The organism is Bacillus aquiflavi (assembly GCF_019915265.1).
Taxonomy (GTDB): Bacteria; Bacillota; Bacilli; order Bacillales; family Cytobacillaceae; genus Bacillus_BT; species Bacillus_BT aquiflavi.
Genome location: NZ_CP082780.1, coordinates 3189228 through 3209953 on the forward strand (window position 1 = coordinate 3189228; position 20726 = coordinate 3209953).

Sequence of the window (20726 nt, forward strand, 5' to 3'; positions counted from 1 at the left end):
ATTTTAGGAGCTTGCATAGGCTCCTTTTTTGCTTGCCGCCTATCAACTTCATCTTCCTAGTGTCTACAAATGTTTTACAGCAGCAATCATTAATAATACCCAAGCAATTAAAAAAGCTACACCGCCAAATGGCGTAATCGCCCCAAGTACAGTTATTTTTGTGACACTTAAAACATACAAGCTGCCTGAAAATAAAATAATTCCAAGTAACATGATCCACCCTGAAGAAGAGATAAGCGAACTTACTGGCAATTTACCAGCAATCACTCCGATCACAAGTAAGCCAACAGCATGGAACATTTGATAATTTACACCTGTCTTCCATGTTTCTAAATATTTTGGCTCAATTTTACCTTCTAACCCATGGGCGCCAAATGCGCCTAATGCAACTGCCAAAAACGCATTAACTGCGCCAAAAATAATAAATACTTTCATCTTCTCTCACTCCCACTTTATGATTAAAAGTCAAATATCGAGTTTCCATTTGCTTCATCATCCATGTTGATCTGTTCTGAGTGATGATAAGTTAGTGATTGTTGCTTAAAAACCGGCTCACTTAATTCTGTTTTCGATTTCTCCAACTTCTCATCAATAACTAAGTCACATAAAGTTTTTATTGAATAAATGCTTTCACGTAAACGCGCTTCTGTATCTGCTTTTTTTGCCTCTTGCAGCTCCAGCTCAATTTTATTTAATAACTTTTCAACAGAAATATTCAAATAATCCCTCCTAACAAATAGATTTTCCTTCAACACTTGTTCTATTCTTATGACCTATTTTACATGAAAAGCAATTATTTTTCTAAAGTAATCTCAAAAGAATAAAGTTTTCAACATTAGAAAAGACTATTGTTAACTAAAAAAAATGAATATGGTATCATCTAAAAATAATAAGTTTGCCAAATATCCTCTAAATAACTTATGTAATGGAGAAATGATGAAAAGAATATTAACGATCTATAAAAACGATTTAAAGGGTATTGTCACAAATTGGGCAGCATTTATGATCATTGCTGGTCTCGTTTTATTACCTTCGTTGTATGCTTGGTTCAATATAAAAGCATCTTGGGATCCATATAGTAATACAACTGGGATCAAAATCGCTGTAAGTAATAATGATCATGGTACTTTTATTAATGAACAATCGATAAATATTGGTAACCAAATTATTGAAGAATTAAAGGAAAATAAGGAGCTTGGCTGGGTATTTGTTGATGAAGCTTCGGCTTTTAAAGGAGTTAAATATGGGGAATATTATGCAAGTATTATCATTCCGACTGATTTTTCAAAAAAACTTACTAGCTTTTTCGTAAATGAACCAGAAAAACCAGAAATTATTTATTATGTAAATGAAAAGGAAAATGCAATTGCTCCAAAAATCACAGCAAAAGGAGCAACAACTATCGTTGAACAAGTTGGCTCCAACTTTATAAAAACAACGTCTAAGACGTTATTTCAAATATTCAATAAAATTGGTCTGGAAGTTCAAAGAGAACTTCCTACAATTCATAAGCTAGAAGAATTTGTTTTCCAACTTGAGAAAATCTTCCCAAAAATGAAAGAAGCTGTGAACTTGGCTGTTGACGAAGTAACTGCAGCTGATGAATTTGTACGAAAATCACAAGACAATTTATCAATTTTAACAAACATTATCAAAAACGGAAATGGTTTCTTAAATAATACAAATTTATACATTAATAAAATTGAGAACATAGCTCATACGATCTCACCAAATATAAAAGAAAATCTCCTGTTATTACAACAAATAGCTACTAAAGGCAAACAAGTATCAACGATCATAAAAACTGATAAAAACAATATTACAACTCAATTTTTCGACGAAACTATAAGCAAATTAAAAAGCGGAATCGAATTAACAAATTCTATTTATCAAATTTTTTTTAGGGCTAATGAACTTACAGGGAAAAAAATTTTTATCGATGAACTGGAACAACTTCAGCAAGTGCAAACCCAATTACAAAACGAGATTACTCTTATAACAAGTTTAAAAAACAGGATGAACGAAAGCAAACAAACTAACGATGAAATCGTTAATCAGCTACAGCAATCATCAACAAATGCCGAAAACACTTTAAAAGGGCTTCAGTCTCTTTATGATAAAAATACGAAACCAAAAATGAACGAAATTTTCAAGCTTACTAAACAATCAATTGAGACAGTACAGAGACTCATGAATGATGCAGATCAACTGTTTCCAAATGTGGAAAAAGGAATGACTAATGCCTTAAATATGATTAACTATGGAAAAAATGAAACGATTAAATTCCAACAAAAGATGCCTGCATTAGAAGCAAAAATAACTGAAATTGCTAATCGAATACGCACCTTTAAGCAAGAAGAAAACATAGATGAAATTATAAATTTATTATTGAATGACGCTGAGAAAGAAAGTGAGTTTTTTGCCGAACCAGTTGTATTGAAAGAAAATCAACTGTTTCCAATCCCAAACTACGGTTCAGCGATGTCTCCATTTTTCACCACCCTCTCCTTATGGGTCGGTGCTTTACTATTAATTTCGGTTTTAACCGTTGAAGTAAAAGAAAGTGAATATAAAAGCTTTCAAATATACTTTGGGAGACTGTTCACCTTTTTAACGCTTGCATTACTTCAATCGTTCATCGTTACACTTGGAGATATCATACTATTAAAAACGTATGTAGCAAATAAATATTTGTTTGTTTTATTCGGTCTCGTTATTAGTACAGTGTTTATTTTAATCGTCTATACACTCGTATCTGTTTTTGGAAATGTCGGGAAGGCAATTGCCATTATTTTCCTCGTATTACAAATTGCGGGTTCAGGAGGTACCTTTCCAGTTCAAATGACTCCTCCGTTCTTTCAACTAATTAATCCTATTTTACCTTTTACTTATGCAATCAGCATGATGAGAGAAACAGTAGGAGGATTATTATGGGCAATTGCAGTAAAAGATCTTTTATTTTTAACAATTTTTGCTGGAATCAGTTTAATTATTGGGCTTGCGTTGAAAAAACCGATTAATCAATTAAGTAAACCGATTATGAAAAAAGCAAAACAATCAAAACTAATCCATTAGAGGAAAGGCAAAAAAGTTAATTACCTTTCCTCTCGCTTTATACATTAGGAATTTGCCAATCAATTTCACTCTCACCGATTTGTTTTAAAAAATAGTTCGTTCTCGAAAATGGTTTGCTGCCAAAAAAGCCGCGATTTGCTGATAACGGACTGGGATGAGGTGACGTAATGACAAAATGCTTCTTGTTATTAATAAAGGCCAATTTACTCTGTGCTGGGCGTCCCCACAAAATAAAAACGATCGTTTTTTCTCGGTTATTTAATAAATGAATGATTCTATCTGTAAACTGCTCCCATCCCTTACCACGATGAGAATGGGCTGCTCCAGCTCTAACGGTTAAAACTGTGTTTAATAATAAAACCCCCTGTTTCGCCCAGCTTACTAAGTAACCGTTATTTGGGATTTCACATCCTATATCATGATGCAATTCTTTATAAATGTTTTTTAACGACGGGGGAATGTCAACCTCAGGCTTAACAGAAAAGCTTAAACCATGAGCTTGGTTTACGCCATGATATGGATCTTGACCCAAGATGACAACTTTGACATCTTGATAGGCTGTAAAATGAAGGGCGTTAAAAATGTCAAACATATTAGGATAAACCATTCTAGTCATATATTCTTCTTTTAAAAAGTTCCGTAACTTTTGATAATACGGTTTCTCAAACTCCTCCGCCAGGAGCGGCTCCCAGTCGTTTTTTAACTTTTTCTTTCCCATTTATTCTTCCCCGCTTTAATTAATATTTAAATTGGATCTGAATTTCTATTATTAACTAGCCGAGCAAGCGATGATAAATCGCTCGTGCGCGTTTTAAATCTTTTGTTCCATGTATAAGAGCCCGTCCATCTTTAAAGATCACGAGCCGATTTTCGTTAACATCAACAGAAAGTAAAAATGGATTTCCGCTAACAGAAAGTCCAAGATCCGTTAATTGTCGAGCAAGTTCTTGTAAATGAAGTTCCATTTTTTTCGGTGGACGAATCTGCACAGTATCCCGTCCACAAAGAACAGTCGTTTTCGTCAAATTCTCACTTTGTAAATAAGGATATGCTGGCTTTCTCCCACACGATAAACAGCTGCTATCCTTTGCCTTTGACATTTTTAAATTTGTGTATTGATTACGCCACAAATCGAAACTAATAAATGTTGTTCGGACGTTTTCCCAATCTTCGACAAGAATTTTTAATGCTTCTGTCGTTTGATGAACTATAACCATTTGCACGGCAGGAGAGATGATCCCCCCTGTATCACATGTCATCCCTTTAACGGGAATCATTTTTAATAAACAATTTAAACAAGGTGTTTTTCCAGGAATAATTGTATAACTCATGCCGATACTGCTGACACATGCGCCATAAATCCATGGGATACGGAGCTTCTGAGACATGTCATTAATCGCCATTCTCGTTTCAAAATTGTCTGTCGCATCAATAATGAGATCAACACCATTAGCAAGCTGCTCCAGTTTTTCCGGGTTCACATCAGCGATAACCGCATTAATTTCTACATCTGAATTCACCATGTTTAGCCGTTTCTTCGCAGCGATCACTTTAGGGAGCTTTTTCTTAACATCATCTTCAACATACAGCTGTTGACGCTGTAAATTACTTTCTTCAACGTAGTCTCGATCAACAATGGTTAACTTACCGACACCTGCCCGTGTTAATATATCAGCATTTCCTGAGCCTAAAGCGCCAGCACCAATGATCAAAACGTGCTTACTCCTAATTTTTTGTTGACCTGCTTTTCCTATTGCAGAAAATAGCTCTTGGCGAGAATACCGATCGGTCATATGCCAGCCTCCGTTTTTTGTTATTTTATGAAACTAATAATTAGCCACCGCTTACTGGAGGAATAAAGGCAACAGTATCACCTGTTTTAATCATTTCATCTTCTGTTGCGAACTCTTCATTAATTGCTACCATAACGGAATCAAGTTTAGGAATATTGTATTTAGTTTCGACTATTTCTTTGAGCTGTGAAATAGTCTTACCATTTGCATCAATCATCACATAATCTTCTCCAACTGTATCTCGCAAATGAGCGAAGAATAGAACTTTAACCATTTAAATCCTCCTTGTTTGGTTTTCCGTCGGGATAATAGACTGTTTCAAGCTGATTGCCGATCCACTCTTCCCCATCTTCCCAATGTTCCTTTTTCCAAATGGGAACGATCTGTTTAATACGTTCAATCGCATAACGATTTGCTTCATAGGCGTCTGCACGGTGAGGAGTTGACAAAGCAATTACAACTGCAACATCTGTAATATCTAGTTTACCGACACGGTGGGTTATTGCCACCTTCGCCCCTTTCCAACGAGTTTCGATCTCTGTCCCAATTTGTTCCAATTTCTTCACAGCCATTGATTCATATGCATCATAAATAAGATAAAGCGTTTTCTTCCCATTTGTAAATTCGCGAACTGTACCGATAAAAGTTGTAATTGCCCCTGCCTCACGGCGAACGACTTTATCGATAACAGACTGAATTTCAATCGGTTTCTTAGAAATTTCGTAATTCATCACCTTAACAGCACCTCACATTTACAAAATTTCATTAAAATAAGTTTTAGAGAATAATAATGATTGACTGATTTATTTTGTACATGTATTAAGTTTTTGTTACGTGATCTTTAACTAGCTTTACTGCTTCCTCATATTCCTGTCGATTATTCATATTATATAACGCGATGTTCATATATGAAGCAGAGAACTTTGCAAAATCTTCAGATGTTTTTATTTTAACATGAACTTGATTTAACAATTGTCTAATTTTAAGCTGTACACTATCTAATAAGCGGTTAACAACTTGAAGACAATCCTTGTGATATGCACCGAATAAAGGGTGAAGCTGTCCATTTATTTCAGGAACAACTGCATCATATTTATCTAATTCGACTAATAATTCTTTAGCTAACCTTGACGATACAAACGGCAGATCACAAGCAACAATCATATTTTTTTCGGTTTTAACAGCATTTAAACCTGCTTGAATACCTGCAAGTGGGCCTTTCCCCTTATAATGATCTTCCACCAGTGGAACGTTAATAAATGAATAATCGTCAAACTGATTTGTAACGACTAAAACGTGTTTAACAATCTTAGTTAACTCATTTATCATACGTTCAATAACAGTTATCCCTTCTATTTTCAGTAAAGCTTTATTTGTTCCCATCCGGCTTGATTTTCCACCCGCCAAAATGATACATGTTGCTCCCATCATTATCACTCCCATCGGTTTAATCAATATTAAACGTCTTCCTCGCTTAAATAGATAACTTTGTAGAAAAATAACGATAGTTAATATTTCCAGAACTTTGTAAGCTAACTTATATCCAACTGTAGGAATGTTTCTAGTTTCTCCCGATTTTCTATTATTCCTAATTATCCCTTATCAAATCGTTCTTCTAGTTTACGTGAATGATTTCTCCATAGATGTAAAGCCAAGATTTTCATCATTTTCTCGCACTCGAACTAGACCATAACCTAGCCCACTTTGCTCCTTTATCTTTTAACCATGAGCAAACATCATCTACCAATTGATGTGCTATTCCATTATTTCGATGTTGCGGTAAAGTATAAACTGTGATGAACCAACCGAAAAGTTTGCTCTTCACTTAAAGGAAAGAAATCTTCCTTTCTCATAAGACCACCTGCACACGCAACATCCTTCCCTGTTTCACTTTCTGTCATTCTAAACATGAGATTTCCACACTTACTCTCCTTTATGAAGAAACATTTCACTTCATTAGCCTTCTGTGGATCTGGTAAAGGTATACCATCTATTTCCCCCATTTCACAAGCCAGCTTAAACAAAAAATCTGTTATTAATGGCGGTTCATTAATAGTCGCCCATTGAGTTACATACATTTATAAAGCTCCTATCGTTGCAATATTAACCATTATTTGATTAAATTTTTTCAGTGTATTATTTAAATTAGTCTGCCTTTACTGGAAATCATAACACATCGCTTGTCTTACTCCCTATTGTAGAAATTAATTAAAAAAAAATTCTACAATTAATAACTAAATGGAGGGTTATTATATGCAACTTCAAGGATTAAGTAAAAATGAAATATTAAATACGTTAGAAAAAAACTTGTTAAGATTAGAAAAATTAGTCATGGATCATATGAGCGAGGAAATATTTTATAAGACCCGAAAGAATGGAAAATGGACGGCAAAACAAATTATTGGCCATTTATATGATACCCAGGAAGTATGGGGGAAAAGAATAGCTAAATGCTGTCTGCACAACTCCGCCGTTTTAGAATCTTATGACCCAGAATTATATGTTAGAGAAAGGGATTATAATAATGTAAATATGAAGTATTTGCTAAAAAAATATAAAAAATCTCGCGAAGACATGCAGCATTTATTAGTTGATGATAATTGGAGTAAAACAGGTAAACATGTTGAAGAAGGTATTTTTACTGTTAAAGATTTAGCCGAAACGATCGCTCTTCATGAAATCCATCATATAAGACAAGTAGAGGAAATAATAAAGTCGTAAAAAGGTGAGCGAATGAAAGATGATAGAATATTTATGCTTCTATTTCTAACTTACTTTTAGAGTTCAATAACATCATGAAATTAGATAGTTACGCAAAGAGATGGCTCGATGGTTCCCGTATTTCTCATATAGAAAGAATATTCTGAGATAATCGGCATTGTTGACAGCTTTAGAGATTTGAAATTGCAGTCACTTTATTTATGTCAATCATCGTTTTCGCAATCTCTATTTATTTTTAGTAATATATTGTGTACATAGTTATTTTTAACGACAGAGAAAACACTTCGTCCAATTAGATAAAAATCATTTAAGTAGGTTGAGAGGAGGATTGTATATAATGCAAAAAGTTGATATTGAAAAAGTACAACAAATGATTAACTTTTTTTCTAATAAACAAGTATATCTCCATCTAGAAACAACAAATGGTGCATATGCCTCACACTATGACGAATCTTTCTTTTCTTCCGGTGCTTATATTCGCAATGCCTATATAAAATATGAACATGGAAAAATTACTGGCAACGGCCCTTTTAGAGTCGGTTTAAAACTTGATATCGGTTGGGTTTATGCAGAGGGAATTACACATTACACTGTTGATGACAAAAATCGTCTACTTCTTGCAGGCCATGACTATAAAGGAAAATTAGCTGTTGCGATGGAAATAAGTGGAACACCGTTTGAGTAGAAAAATAAAAAGCCCTTTTAATCATTTAAAAAAGGTCTTGGAAGGAGTCATTTAAATGGAAAAGGAGAGACATGTATTAGTCGTTTTCCCGCATCCAGACGATGAAGCATTTGGTGTTTCAGGAACGATTGCATTACATGTAAAAAATGGAACACCGATTACATATGCTTGTTTAACATTAGGAGAAATGGGGAGAAACATGGGCAATCCCCCATTTGCAAATCGGGAAACATTACCTGAAATTCGTAAAAAAGAGCTTCAAGATGTTGCATGTATTCTAGGAATTGAAGATTTACGTTTAAGGGGCTTTCGCGATAAAACAATTGAATTTGAAGAGGAAAATAAACTAATAAATCTAGTCCTTTCAATGATTAAAGAATTAAATCCTTCTTTAATCATTTCATTTTACCCAGGCTATTCTGTTCACCCTGATCATGATGCTTGTGGGGCAGCCGTCGTTCATGCTGTTGCCAAACTACCTGAAAAGGAGAGACCAAAGCTTCATTGTGTTGCCTTCTCGAAAAATTGTGTCGCTGAGCTCGGAGAAGCCGACATTATAAATGATGTCAGTACAGTTTCCAACATAAAACTTGCAGCGATTAAAGCCCACCGAAGTCAAACAGAACAAATGGTAAAAGAAATGACCGAAAAGCTTGCAAACAATGATCCGCAAGTGATCGCATGGATTAACAATGAACGCTTTTGGACATATAAATGGACATGAAGCTTCTGATAAGTCCGTAAAAAATGCAGCTGAAAAAACGATTGTTTTTTTCAGCTGCCCTCTTTCACCCATTTATATAAAAAACTAAAGTTTAAACAAAAAAATAACGATTGTATCTATATCTAGTTCTTAATTTAGCATCATTTAAGTGGGCACATCACTACCGTTTATGCTATTTCAATGTAAGAAAAAATTCCATTTTTACAAGAAAAAGTTGTTTGAACCACATGCTGAAAGACTACATTTCATTTTACTTACCATCTTTCTCCTCTTGCTCTTCCATTGATTTTTTTAAGTAGTTTAACTGATAGCCATCATCATTTTTAATCATCTTCACAATAATGGGACGTGTAATTGCCATTTTAATACCAGTTGTTTTAATATGTGCTTCCATCTCAACTTGTGTTCCTTCCTCAATTTCATGAAATAAATAACGATAAATAAGCTTTAAACCATTTGCACTACTCTCGATTGTATATGATTGATAGGGAACAAATTCAGTTATTTCTATATGTGCCTTTGCTTCTTTACCCCGAATATTTCTTGTTTCAATAAATTTACTTCCAACCCCAATCGGGCCATCAGTTGTTTTTTCCATTTTCACTACATTTACTGTCATCTTTGGGGCATTTTCCAAATTAGCAGCAAAATCAAACACATCCGTTAACGGACGAGCAATAATTGCGCTTGCTCTAAAATCAGCCACCCTTAATACCTCCTATTTATGCATTCAACAATATGTCTTGATTTCATTGTAAAATAAAAGTTGTTATTTAAGTGAATATTCTTTTCATTTTGAAGTAAAATTCAAATAGAGGTATTTTATTAAATATCTAAAATAGCTTTTGCAACTCCATTTTCTTCATTCGTTGTTGTGACAAAATCACATTGGGCTTTGATAATATTAGAGGCATTCCCCATTGCTACTGAGCGGCCAACTCTTTTAAACATTGATAAGTCATTATAATGATCCCCGATGGCCATCGTTTCTTGTAAGGTAATTCCTCTTTCCTTTGTAAAAGCTTCAAGGGCAATTCCTTTTTGAGCAACTTCATTTGTAATTTCAATATTTTCTTGTCCTGAAGAAGTAACAGCAATTCCCTTTAGTTCTTTTAATTGTTTTTGTGCTTTAGCAAGCTGGTTGCCTTCAAAAGAAAACCCAAGTAGTTTATTCATTACATATGAGTGATCATTAAAAATAAATTGATAATCATCCACTTTTTGAATAAACCCTTTTTGAAATCCTTCTTCAGCTCCCTTAACAATAATATCAACATCAACGTTCGGATTAGCACTTAAAAAAATATCAACAATAATTGCAATGCCTTTTTCCTCATCGTTTGTAAATGCGCCTTTGTTTGTGAACACTTCAAAATAAACATCATGATCATGCAGCGTTTTTGCTACTTTTATTGCTTGTTCTTTAGTTAACGGATTAGATAATACTATCTCTCCTTCTTCTGTACGTACTTCAGCACCATTCAAACAAATTATCGGGCAAATGAGATTTGATTTGTCTAACAAAAACTTTGCTTCTTCATAAGAACGGCCTGTTGCAATGACAACCTCAACACCATTTGCCTGAGCTTGTTCAATCGCACATTTATTTTCCTCACTAATTTCTTGGGATGATGATAACAAAGTTCCGTCCATATCAATTGCAATACATTTAATCATTTGTTCACCTTCTAGTTTGAGTTTAACTTTATTTTACCATCAGTATCTATTATTTTAAAAAGAACATGGTGCTTTCAACATTTTTACCTTTGGACGTAACCGTTCCTTTGCTCTCCTCATCCTTGTTTTAACAGTAGATAACGGGAGTTTAGTTTCTTGGCTAATTTCCGTTATCGTGCAGTTGCGGAAATAAAATAGGAAAATCGGTTCACTGTACTTCCCTGGGAGTTCATTTATTTTATGTAACACTTCTTCTTGTGAATATTTTCCAACAATATAATCCTCAGGATCTTGCAAATAATGAATACCATTTATGTAATCAAATACACCTTCTTCCCAAAAACGCCTTCTCCCTTTTTCTTTACGCCAATAATCTCGACAATGATTTAATGCAATTTGATAAACCCAATTTTTGAATTTTGAGTTTTTCTTAAAAGAATTAAATCCTAAATAGGCGGATAGTAATGCCTCTTGATATATATCCTCAGCTAACTCTCTATGTCTCATAAGTGAGTAAATATAATTAAACAAAGCTTCTTCAAGCCCTGTAAGATGTTCTTCAAAATCTTTATGCAATTGCTGTTTTTCGTTTTCCTCATTTAACACTTTCATTCGTGTACTCCCCTTTTATTACGTAGTTTGTTTTACTTAGTTCCGCATCGGGTTTTCTTTTTACTTTAATCACTTTAAATATAGCGATCAATCTTTAATAATTAAGAAAGTTTTCCTTAATTTAACCTTAATTTTTTTGAAAAGGTTACCCTATTATTCCTAAGTTACCTTTAATTTTTGATTTATTTTGGAGGAATATATCGAATATTGTAGAATATTTTACTCCTAGGCAGAAAAAATTCACCTTTAGGCAGAAAAATGATTAAAAAGGGGAGATTTTATTGAAAGTACTTATTTCGTTTTCTAATCGGCTAATGCAACGTTACTTGCCTGATCCATTTTTATTTGTTGTCCTGTTAACATTTATTGTTTTTTTAATGGGGGTTATTTTTACTGACAGTACCCCATATCAAATGGTTCAGCACTGGGGCGATGGTTTCTGGGGACTACTTTCATTCTCAATGCAAATGGTTCTAGTCCTAGTAACTGGACACGTTCTAGCTAGCAGCCCACTTATCAAAAAAGGGCTTGGTACTCTTGCAAGTGTTGCAAAATCGCCAGGACAAGCAATAATAATTGTAACATTCATTTCTTTAGTAGCTAGTTGGATTAATTGGGGGTTTGGTTTAGTTATTGGGGCTTTATTTGCAAAAGAGCTTGCTAAAAAAGTAAAAAATGTAGATTATAGACTATTAATCGCAAGTGCTTACTCTGGATTTATTGTTTGGCACGGCGGTTTTGCTGGTTCAATTCCTTTAACAATTGCTACAGAAGGACATTTTTCAGAAGATTTAATTGGAATCATTCCAACTGATCAGACAATCTTTGCAACATTTAATCTCGTAATCGTACTTGCATTTTTGATTATTCTTCCAGTTTTGAATAGGATGATGATGCCTTCAAAAGAGGAGACGATCGTAGTTGACCCAGCTTTATTAGATGATTTTAATGAAATGCAAGCGGCTACTTTGGAAAAAGAAAATATGACACCTGCAGAACGGTTAGAAAATAGTCGTTTTATCTCGATATTGATCAGTACATTCGGTCTTATTTTCCTATTTTATTATTTATCTACTAACGGTTTTAAACTTAACCTTGATATCGTTAACTTTTTATTTTTATTTTTAGGGATTCTTCTTCACGGTACTCCTAAAAGATTTTTAGATGCTGTCTTTAATGCGATAAAAGGCTCAAGCGGGATTATTATCCAATTCCCTTTTTATGCTGGAATTATGGGGATGATGACAGTTTCAGGGCTTGCAGCTGTAATGTCAGAAGCATTTGTGTCCTTTTCTAATGAATTGACGTTTCCACTATTTACATTCCTTAGTGCGGGACTTGTAAACTTTTTTATCCCTTCTGGAGGAGGACAATGGGCTATTCAAGCACCAATTATGCTTGAAGCAGCAAATGCTTTAGATATTTCATATGCGAAAACAGCAATGGCTGTTGCTTGGGGAGATGCTTGGACAAATATGATCCAGCCTTTTTGGGCATTACCTGCATTAGCAATTGCCGGTTTGAAAGCAAAAGATATTATGGGATACTGTGTCATTGTCCTTGTCCTTGTCGTAAGTGGCGTGGTTATTTCACTTGGATTAACATTTTTATAAAATCTTTCATATATCTTAGGCAAAAGAGGATGGGACATAACTTAAAACAATCAACTCTAAGAACGATATGCTCATTCAGCGGAGAAAATATACGTAGACTCCTGCGGGAAAAGCAACAGCTGAAAATCCCGCAGGAAGCGGTTTTTGCTTCCGAGGAAGTTGAGGCATTGCCCGCGGAAAGCGAAGTATATTTCCGGAGCGGGATATAAGCACTAACTATCTCATTGTTCGGATTTATCTTTGATTAAAATGGTTTTGTCCCGACCTCTTCAGCTTGTAGACAAAGTCAAGATTAGAATCAATTCCTCAGATTGGTTAAAAACGCTTTTCGGTCGAGATAAATAGAACAAGCGTTCATAAGCTTGTTTGGCAACATACTGGTTTGCTCTATATTTCCATCCATATAAAAAATATAGGTTAGTTGTTTTATACATTAACTTAAAAATACGGCTCCATATAAAAGTGCACTAGCAATAACATAGACTGGATGAACTTTGAATTTTTCTAATAGCAGCAAACTAGAAACACCGATAAATGCTGTGTGTATGCCGCCAATCCTCTCATATGAGCTGGCAAAGAAATTAACCGCCATAACCCCTAACAATACTGTAATTGTTGGCCGTACATAGGAAGTCATTCTCTTCACCTTTGGTGATTCTTTAAACTTCATAAGAATACTTAACAAAGTAATTAATAGTAGCAACGACGGAGCAATTGTCGCAAATAGGGCGATTACAGATCCGAGAATACCCCCCTGCTGAAATCCGATGTATCCCGCTAATTTTGTTGCAATGGGTCCTGGAAGTGTGTTTCCTAATGCCAATACCTCACTGAATTCATGAACAGAGAGCCAGTTATAACGATCAACTACTTCTTTTTCAATAAGAGGAATTGAGGACGGACCACCGCCGTAACCTAAAATACCTGGAATGAAAAAAGCCATAAATAATTGCCAATAAATCATCATGCTTTCTCCTTGTTTTTATTCTTATCTCTTTTGATTAATGCTGCTCCTAATAATCCTAAAATAAGGAACGCTGGATGAATCCTAACCAATTCCAGAATAATAATGCTCCCAATGATGAACAAACTAGCCATTCTAAAGCCTAGGGTATTATGGGATTTTTTTATAAAATCCCATGTCAATACACCAATGAGCACCCCTACAACTGGAACAACGGCTTGAGACATACCTTGCACCCATGGTTTATCCTTATAAGTATTAAGAACTGTTAATAAAGCAATTAAAAGAAGTACTGTTGGCAGGACTGATGCGATAATTGCATTGAACATTCCTAGAAACCCTCCTATCCTCCAACCGATATAACCAGACAGCTTCGTTGCAATGGGGCCAGGAAGTATATTTGCTAAAGCTAATACATCTGAAAATTCGTCATCATCCATCCATTTAAACGTATCAACTACTTCTTTATGGATCAAGGGAATGGAAGAAGGACCGCCTCCATACCCAAGCATACCCGAGCGAAAAAATGCAAAAAAAATATCTCGCTGTTTCATGTAATCATCCCACCATTTTTCATTTAACTATATAGTAAAAGAATTAGCTGAAAAGTGAAACTATTTAAATCAACGATAGATGTTCCTTTTTCACTCATTTTGTTATTAAATTGGATTAGATGTAAAAAAGAAACAAAATGTCGCCACTCTAGATTCCTGATGAATATTCACATTTTAAACGTATGCTCATGAACAACAGCTCTATTCGATTCCTCCGTTATCTTAAATCATTTAGATATTTTTTTACAAAATTTTTGGCATAGTTTATATGATTCTATTTTAGATAATGCTTTTTTGTTTTACGTTACCAACAATAAAAATGAAAATTTGTTATTTTTCTCTTGCACCTTACGTAACGTGAGGATTTATCGTGGAGTTATAAGGAGGTCTGACAAATGGAAAAACGTTTTTCAATTGGAGAATTTGCAAAAATAACAAACGTTACAACGCGAACATTGCAATACTATGATGAAGTTGGTTTACTAACAGCTTCTCGTACAAAATCAGGACATCGTACTTATAAGGAACACGATTTCATCACTTTGCAAAAAATTACTTCATTAAAATTTTTAGGTTATTCTTTAGATCAAATAAAAGAATTTATCCAGCAAGATCAGTGGGACATCGTTGATTATTTTGCATTCCAACAGGAAGAAATGATTAAAAAACGTGATCATTTCAATTGTGTCATTAGATTACTAGACTATGCGCAAAAAATGATTAAACGAACAGGAAATTTAGATGCAAACATTTTTGTTTCGTTAATTAATAGTATCCAGATGGAAGAAGAACAAAAACAGTGGTTAAAAAGATACATTCCAGACGAGGAGGTCGAAAGTTTCTTTCAACTTGCCCGAGAAAAACAAACAAAAATTGAAGAAGAGTACATCTCTATCATGAGCCAATTAAGAAATTCAGATTTATCAAACCCTGAACATCAAACTGTTCAACATTTAGTTGGCAAGTTATTCTCCCTAGCAAAAGAAATAATTGGAGAAAGCGTTTCAGTTTTTGATTATCTCAAAGAAATAGATATAAAAGAAGAGAAGTGGACATTGGGTCCTGCTATTTTTTCGAAAGAGGAAGAGCAACTGCTTCAAAAAGCATTTCAAATTTACCTTAAAACGGAGGGAATACATATTCATGATCCTAAAAGAAAATGAACTACAAAAAAAAGAAAGAATTCGAGCATTTTGGCAGCTTTTAAAGAATGCGAATCCTCCTAAACTAATATTAATAGCTGCTATTTTATTAAGTTTAATAGAAACGGCCGCCAGCTTAATTGTGCCGCTTTTTACAAAATCACTTGTAGATCAATTAGCTGCATCTACCCTTGAACTTTCAGTTATTATTTTACTTGTAGGAGCTTTTTTACTTCAAACAGTTGCTTCAGGATTTTCATTTTACTTTATGAGCTATCTTGGAGAATCCGTTGTGGCTTCCTTTAGGAAAAAACTTTGGGATCAAATTCTTTATTTACCCATTTCCTTTTTCGATAAGCACCAGTCTGGGGAAACGATGAGCAGAGTAACGCAAGATACGAATACAGTCAAAATGTTAATTACCCAACATCTAATTACGTTTGTAACAGGACTAATTTCAATCATTGGCGCGGTCATCATCCTATTCATTATTGATTGGAAAATGACTCTCATTATGATTATTGCAGTTCCTTTTTCTGTCCTAATTATTATGCCGCTCGGACAAAAGATGTATAAAGTTTCAAGGTCAACTCAAGATGAAATGGCTGGGCTTTCAGCAAATTTAGGAAGAGTGTTAGCTGACATACGTCTCGTAAAAGCTTACCACGCAGAAAAGTTTGAGCAGAAAAACGGGCATAGAGGAATCCAGCATTTATTTCACTATGGTTTGAAAGAAGCAAAAATTTTAGCTGTCATTTCACCTTTGATGACATTCATTATGATGCTTGTACTTGTCATTTTAATCGGATATGGCGGAGTAAGGGTTGCTTCTGGTCTTCTATCCGCAGGAGCTCTTGTTGCCATTATCATTTACATGTTTCAAATTATCGTTCCATTTAGTCAAATGGCTGCTTTCTTTACTTCATTCCAAAAAGCGTTAGGGGCAACAGAAAGAATTCAAAGTATTTTATCCTTAGAAAGAGAAACAACTAAAAAACAATTACAAGTTAACAATCCTGCGCAAGATATTATCTTTAACGGACTGTCCTTTTCGTATAAGAAAGGAGAGCCAATCTTAAAAAACATAAATCTTCGTATACCATATGGGAAAACAACCGCTTTTGTCGGGCCGAGCGGAAGTGGTAAAACAACCATTTTTTCTTTATTTGAAAGATTTTATTTGCCAAATGAAGGAGAAATAAAGCTTGGTGAAACAAGTATACATGAATTCCAGCTATCTTCATGGCGTAGTCAAATCGGTTACGTGTCTCAAGAAAGCCCAATAATGTCAGGAACTATCAACGATAATATTCGTTATGGGATGGATCGAGAAGTAACAGAAGCAGAAATTAAACAAGCAGCAGAGCTCGCCAATGCAGCTACCTTTATCGAACAGCTTCCAGATGGATATCATACGGAAGTGGGTGAAAGAGGCATGAAATTATCGGGTGGACAGCGACAACGAATTGCCATTGCCAGAGCTTTAATACGAAACCCGAAAATTTTACTGTTAGACGAAGCTACATCAAACTTAGATAGTGCCTCAGAGTTACTCGTTCAACAAGCACTTGAGCTTTTAATGAAAGGTAGGACAACTTTAGTTATTGCTCACCGTCTATCAACGATTATTCATGCTGATCAAATTGTCGTTTTAGAAAATGGTGAAGTTACTGGAACTGGTTCTCATCGAGAGCTTTTAGAAAGCCATTCATTATACCGTAAGCTGGCAGAACAGCAGCTTCGTGATGAAGCTTAATTGCTCTCATCACCTTTATTTATTATTCAGTTTGGCAAGCATAGTAGCTCCCACCTATAAGCCCTGAAGGTGGGAGTGTAACGTTTTTTTATGTGTGTGCGTTATTATTTATATGATTATGATCGTTTCGGAGGGTTTCAATAAATAACTGAGTTGCCTTCGTCTGAAATTTTGAATTACGTATAATGATAGAAAAATCTCTTTCAAGAGGAAGACCATGGACATTTAATAAACATAATGATTTCAGTTGCTCTTCTTTTTTAATCGCCCAGCGGGAAAGCAACGAGATCCCAAGTCCCGCTTCAACAGCTTCTTTAATAATTTGTGTGCTTCCACACTCCATTAGTTGACCCGGGCGGAAATTTAACATTTTAAATAACTTTTCCGTCGCTTCCCTTGTTCCTGATCCGTCTTCCCTTACGATCCACATTTCATTCGCTAAATCCTTTACGGTTATTTCCTTCTTCTTTGTAAAGGGATGATTTTTTCCTGTAATAATATACATATAATCTTTTGCGATTGTTTCAGTTATGATTATTTTCTGTCGATCAACATTCCCTTCAACAATCCCTATATCCATTTGTTGATTAGCCACCATCTCACATATTTCTGCAGTGTTATCAATTGTTATTTTCGGCTTTATAAGCGGATATTTTTTCTTTAAACTGGCTAAAATTTTTGGTAATACATATTCTCCAAAGGTATAGCTGGCTCCAACAGCAATTTGCCCCTCTGCCTTTTCTAGAAGCTCATAAATTAACTCATTCATCCGGTTATACAAACTAACGATTTCTTTTCCATGATAATATACAATTTCTCCCGCTTTCGTTAGTGCCACTCGTTTATTATTTCGTTCTAACAACTGAGTGTCATACTTTTTTTCAAGTATTTGAATAGATTGGCTTACTGCTGGCTGAGTCATATGAAGCTCTTTTGCAGCATGTGAAAAATTTGCTTTCTCAACAACCTTCATAAATACGAGAAGTTGATGATCCATTCATTCTCCTCCTTACTATAAGTAATTACTTATGATTAATATTATAATCATTTATTTTTCTTATTGTAAAAATAGATTTATGATTAAAATATTGGGAGGAGGAGAAATAATGGCGCTTAAAGAACATACAAAAACAGAAAACATCTCAGCTCCATCGGGAAAAGAAACTCCAATATTAGCTGGGGTTTTTTTCACTTTAATTATTGCTGTATTAGGATATGGACTTGCTTATTTGCCAGGCTTCAACATAATTGGGCCAATGGCTACTTCTATCTTGCTAGCAGTCATATATAGACATTTTTTTGGTTATCCTGTACACCTTAAAAAAGGAATTCAATTTACAGCAAAAATCCTTTTACGGGTTGCAATCATTTTCTACGGATTAAAACTAAATATGTTGCTTATTTTTCAAGAAGGAACCACACTTTTGTTAAAAGGGGTATTGGTTATAGTCTTTTCAATCACCATTATGCTGCTTTTAGCTAAATTGTTTAAAGCTGATCATGATTTATCCGTTCTTATCGGAATTGGAACAGGCGTTTGTGGTGCAGCAGCGATTGCAGCAGTGTCTCCTATTTTAAAGTCACGGGATGAAGACACTGCAATGAGCGTTGGAATTATTGCTTTAATCGGAACGATTTTTTCAATTGGTTATACTTTTATGAGAAATTTTATACGATTATCTGAAATCGATTATGGGATTTGGTCTGGAGTGAGTTTACATGAGCTAGCTCATGTCGCATTAGCCGCTGCTCCCGCGGGTGAAGAAGCTCTAGCCATGGCACTTCTAGCAAAATTAGGACGGGTGTTTCTCTTAATTCCGCTCTGTTTTATTCTTATGTTTTGGATGAAACATAAAACGAGCAATAAAATAAAGACAAAAGTACCATTTCCATGTTTTTTTTTAATTGGTTTTCTCGCTATGAGCTTTCTAAACAGTTTTATTATTAATAATGTAATTCATCTTCCAAAGGAAGTGTTAGATGGAGTATCACTTTTATCGACATTTTTATTGACAATGGCCATGGTAGGTTTAGGGGTCAACATTGACCTTCGGGAGTTACATGTGAAGGCGCTGCGTCCATTAATAGCTGTAATGATTACTTCTTATTTATTATCTGTTTTAACCTTTTTTATAGTGTAATAGATGACGTAGAAAGGGGGCTTATCTTTTAACCATTTTTATATCGATTTAAGAGGCGTTTTTAATTTTGCGAAACTTCATACTTCGACCTTTTAGTAAAAAAGCCCCCTAAATTTATTTATATGAGATAAACCTTTTCTGCATGTTGACTTATTTTCGTATCAAGCTCATTTCTTATTTGTTCTACAATACTAAAGTCCATAGCGCCAATATAAATTTGTTCTAACTGGTCCCGTAACTGTTTCGCCTTAGCCAAAAAGCAAGTCCCTTCTTTCATTTTTGCTTTATATTTTTCTGATATTTGCTCAATTTGTTTTGCATATTTCTCATCTGTTCCTTCCCAAATTGTTTCTTTATACATATCAATAATCTCGTCACCGACTCTACTCGGAAAACATTCATGGGGAGCAGTACTATCAAATACGGAGACTCCTAACTCTCTAAAAACAACCATATCTAAGCTATTAGGATCAAATCCACAACGGTAAACTTCCACATCATAGCCCCGTTCCTCCGCACTTGTAACGAGCTTTTTTAACATTGTCGATTTACCTGAACCCGCACGTCCCTTAATAAAGTATCTTTTCGGCACATGTTCAGTTATATTTTCAATAAAGTTTATTGGACCATTTGGAGTAGCGGCTCCTAAAAAGCGATGCTTAATCTCAGACTTTTGCTCCTTTTTTTTCTTACAAAATATTTTTTTTATTAGTTCGTTAGTCAGTTTATTTGCTTTTGAAAAATCCATATTTTGAATATAAATTTTCTCCCACTGATCATGTATTTTCAATGCCTGCGCAAATTTGTTATAAGCACATTGAAAAGCTTGATTTACTTCGCTTCGTAATGCAATTATTTCGTCTTTCTTTAATACTAATTTAGCAGAATCCCACGCGACTCCCAAATTTACATACTCCTCAATGGCACCTGGTGCTTTCGGTTCAATTACGTGAGGAGCTGTACCATCCACAATTCCTATTTTTAATTTTGTAATAATGACACCATCAATTGAATCACTATCAGACGAAAAAAAAATATATTCAATATCATAGCCTTTTTCAACCCATTTTTTACCTATTTTTTTCATTAAGGAAGACTTCCCCGTACCTGGTCCTCCTTTTAAAATAAAGAGACGATTCAATCCAGATAAACTCGATTCAAACAAGTTGTAGAAACCATATGCTGTATTCCCACCTGAAAAATATTTTAATATTTGTCCCTTCATCATCCATCACACTCCCTTTACGGCACGCTTTTCTTTTAAAATAT

The 20726-nt window shown here is 34.6% G+C and carries 24 protein-coding genes; 8 read left to right on the plus strand and 16 right to left on the minus strand.

Annotation, left to right across the window (positions count from 1 at the left end; translation table 11 throughout):
- Positions 1-63: 63 nt before the first annotated feature.
- Positions 64-435 carry a DUF423 domain-containing protein gene (locus K6959_RS15460; protein WP_223086954.1) on the minus strand — a complete coding sequence of 124 codons (372 nt, stop codon included), beginning with the start codon at positions 433-435 and terminating at the stop codon, positions 64-66.
- A 23-nt stretch (positions 436-458) separates the two neighbouring features.
- Positions 459-719: a YwdI family protein gene (locus tag K6959_RS15465; protein WP_163242082.1), complete on the minus strand. Its 261-nt coding sequence runs from the start codon at positions 717-719 to the stop codon at positions 459-461.
- A gap of 214 nt (positions 720-933) precedes the next feature.
- Between K6959_RS15465 and K6959_RS15470 the strand changes: the two genes are divergently transcribed.
- Entirely contained in the window at positions 934-3075 is a 2142-nt protein-coding gene (locus tag K6959_RS15470) for a YhgE/Pip domain-containing protein (protein ID WP_262421808.1), read from the plus strand.
- A 37-nt stretch (positions 3076-3112) separates the two neighbouring features.
- On the opposite strand, the gene K6959_RS15475 is transcribed toward K6959_RS15470, so the two are convergent.
- The 7 genes from K6959_RS15475 to K6959_RS15505 form a co-directional block, all read right to left on the minus strand.
- On the minus strand, positions 3113-3793 hold the full coding sequence (locus K6959_RS15475) for a uracil-DNA glycosylase (protein WP_223086956.1): 681 nt from the start codon (positions 3791-3793) through the stop codon (positions 3113-3115).
- A 55-nt stretch (positions 3794-3848) separates the two neighbouring features.
- Positions 3849-4868, minus strand: coding sequence for a thiazole biosynthesis adenylyltransferase ThiF (locus K6959_RS15480; protein WP_163242079.1), 1020 nt, complete (start codon positions 4866-4868; stop codon positions 3849-3851).
- A gap of 40 nt (positions 4869-4908) precedes the next feature.
- Positions 4909-5142 (minus strand): molybdopterin converting factor subunit 1, encoded by a 234-nt coding sequence (moaD, locus tag K6959_RS15485; RefSeq protein WP_163242078.1) that lies wholly within the window; start codon positions 5140-5142, stop codon positions 4909-4911.
- Positions 5135-5599, minus strand: a complete 465-nt coding sequence (locus K6959_RS15490; protein WP_163242115.1) for a molybdenum cofactor biosynthesis protein MoaE — start codon at positions 5597-5599, stop codon at positions 5135-5137. The genes moaD and K6959_RS15490 overlap by 8 nt, the downstream gene beginning before the upstream one ends.
- 88 nt (positions 5600-5687) lie before the next feature.
- The gene (gene mobA, locus K6959_RS15495; RefSeq protein ID WP_223086958.1) at positions 5688-6296 is read right to left on the minus strand and encodes a molybdenum cofactor guanylyltransferase; all 609 of its coding nucleotides are present in this window, start codon (positions 6294-6296) and stop codon (positions 5688-5690) included.
- 235 nt (positions 6297-6531) lie between these two features.
- The gene (locus tag K6959_RS19935; RefSeq protein ID WP_163242076.1) at positions 6532-6693 is read right to left on the minus strand and encodes a GNAT family N-acetyltransferase; all 162 of its coding nucleotides are present in this window, start codon (positions 6691-6693) and stop codon (positions 6532-6534) included.
- Complete coding sequence (locus K6959_RS15505) at positions 6632-6946, minus strand: hypothetical protein (RefSeq protein WP_223088440.1); 315 nt, start codon at positions 6944-6946, stop codon at positions 6632-6634. The genes K6959_RS19935 and K6959_RS15505 overlap by 62 nt, the downstream gene beginning before the upstream one ends.
- A gap of 175 nt (positions 6947-7121) precedes the next feature.
- On the opposite strand from K6959_RS15505, the gene K6959_RS15510 reads away from it, so the two are divergent.
- The 3 genes from K6959_RS15510 (at position 7122) to bshB2 (ending at position 8998) form a co-directional block, all read left to right on the plus strand.
- Positions 7122-7589, plus strand: coding sequence for a DinB family protein (locus K6959_RS15510; protein WP_163242075.1), 468 nt, complete (start codon positions 7122-7124; stop codon positions 7587-7589).
- Positions 7590-7926: 337 nt separating this feature from the next.
- Positions 7927-8274: a YojF family protein gene (locus tag K6959_RS15515; protein WP_163242074.1), complete on the plus strand. Its 348-nt coding sequence runs from the start codon at positions 7927-7929 to the stop codon at positions 8272-8274.
- A 55-nt stretch (positions 8275-8329) separates the two neighbouring features.
- On the plus strand, positions 8330-8998 hold the full coding sequence (gene bshB2, locus K6959_RS15520) for a bacillithiol biosynthesis deacetylase BshB2 (RefSeq protein WP_223086959.1): 669 nt from the start codon (positions 8330-8332) through the stop codon (positions 8996-8998).
- Between the two features lie 250 nt (positions 8999-9248).
- Here bshB2 and K6959_RS15525 read toward each other — a convergent pair whose 3' ends face one another.
- From K6959_RS15525 to K6959_RS15535, 3 genes are all read right to left on the minus strand, one after another.
- Positions 9249-9704 carry an SRPBCC family protein gene (locus tag K6959_RS15525; protein WP_163242072.1) on the minus strand — a complete coding sequence of 152 codons (456 nt, stop codon included), beginning with the start codon at positions 9702-9704 and terminating at the stop codon, positions 9249-9251.
- 119 nt (positions 9705-9823) lie between these two features.
- Positions 9824-10675: a Cof-type HAD-IIB family hydrolase gene (locus tag K6959_RS15530; RefSeq protein WP_223086961.1), complete on the minus strand. Its 852-nt coding sequence runs from the start codon at positions 10673-10675 to the stop codon at positions 9824-9826.
- 54 nt (positions 10676-10729) lie between these two features.
- Positions 10730-11287: an RNA polymerase sigma factor gene (locus K6959_RS15535; RefSeq protein ID WP_223086963.1), complete on the minus strand. Its 558-nt coding sequence runs from the start codon at positions 11285-11287 to the stop codon at positions 10730-10732.
- 281 nt (positions 11288-11568) lie between these two features.
- Here K6959_RS15535 and K6959_RS15540 point away from each other — a divergent pair, with 281 nt between their 5' ends.
- Positions 11569-12900 (plus strand): short-chain fatty acid transporter, encoded by a 1332-nt coding sequence (locus tag K6959_RS15540; protein WP_223086965.1) that lies wholly within the window; start codon positions 11569-11571, stop codon positions 12898-12900.
- A 433-nt stretch (positions 12901-13333) separates the two neighbouring features.
- Here the strand turns inward: K6959_RS15540 and K6959_RS15545 are convergent, their stop codons facing one another.
- Positions 13334-13864, minus strand: coding sequence for a chromate transporter (locus K6959_RS15545; protein WP_163239132.1), 531 nt, complete (start codon positions 13862-13864; stop codon positions 13334-13336).
- Positions 13864-14418 (minus strand): chromate transporter, encoded by a 555-nt coding sequence (locus tag K6959_RS15550; RefSeq protein WP_223086967.1) that lies wholly within the window; start codon positions 14416-14418, stop codon positions 13864-13866. Before K6959_RS15550 ends, K6959_RS15545 begins: the two co-directional genes overlap by 1 nt.
- Positions 14419-14813: 395 nt before the next feature.
- Between K6959_RS15550 and K6959_RS15555 the strand changes: the two genes are divergently transcribed.
- Together K6959_RS15555 and K6959_RS15560 are read left to right on the plus strand one after the other, a co-directional pair.
- Positions 14814-15581 carry a MerR family transcriptional regulator gene (locus K6959_RS15555; protein ID WP_163239128.1) on the plus strand — a complete coding sequence of 256 codons (768 nt, stop codon included), beginning with the start codon at positions 14814-14816 and terminating at the stop codon, positions 15579-15581.
- Positions 15562-17316, plus strand: a complete 1755-nt coding sequence (locus tag K6959_RS15560; RefSeq protein WP_163239126.1) for an ABC transporter ATP-binding protein — start codon at positions 15562-15564, stop codon at positions 17314-17316. Before K6959_RS15555 ends, K6959_RS15560 begins: the two co-directional genes overlap by 20 nt.
- An 88-nt stretch (positions 17317-17404) precedes the next feature.
- Here the strand turns inward: K6959_RS15560 and K6959_RS15565 are convergent, their stop codons facing one another.
- The gene (locus K6959_RS15565) at positions 17405-18313 is read right to left on the minus strand and encodes a LysR family transcriptional regulator (protein WP_163239124.1); all 909 of its coding nucleotides are present in this window, start codon (positions 18311-18313) and stop codon (positions 17405-17407) included.
- 109 nt (positions 18314-18422) lie between these two features.
- Here K6959_RS15565 and K6959_RS15570 point away from each other — a divergent pair, with 109 nt between their 5' ends.
- Positions 18423-19457 carry a YeiH family protein gene (locus tag K6959_RS15570; RefSeq protein WP_223086968.1) on the plus strand — a complete coding sequence of 345 codons (1035 nt, stop codon included), beginning with the start codon at positions 18423-18425 and terminating at the stop codon, positions 19455-19457.
- Positions 19458-19575: 118 nt separating this feature from the next.
- On the opposite strand, the gene K6959_RS15575 is transcribed toward K6959_RS15570, so the two are convergent.
- Positions 19576-20682 carry a PRK06851 family protein gene (locus tag K6959_RS15575; protein WP_223088413.1) on the minus strand — a complete coding sequence of 369 codons (1107 nt, stop codon included), beginning with the start codon at positions 20680-20682 and terminating at the stop codon, positions 19576-19578.
- Between the last annotated feature and the right edge of the window lie 44 nt (positions 20683-20726).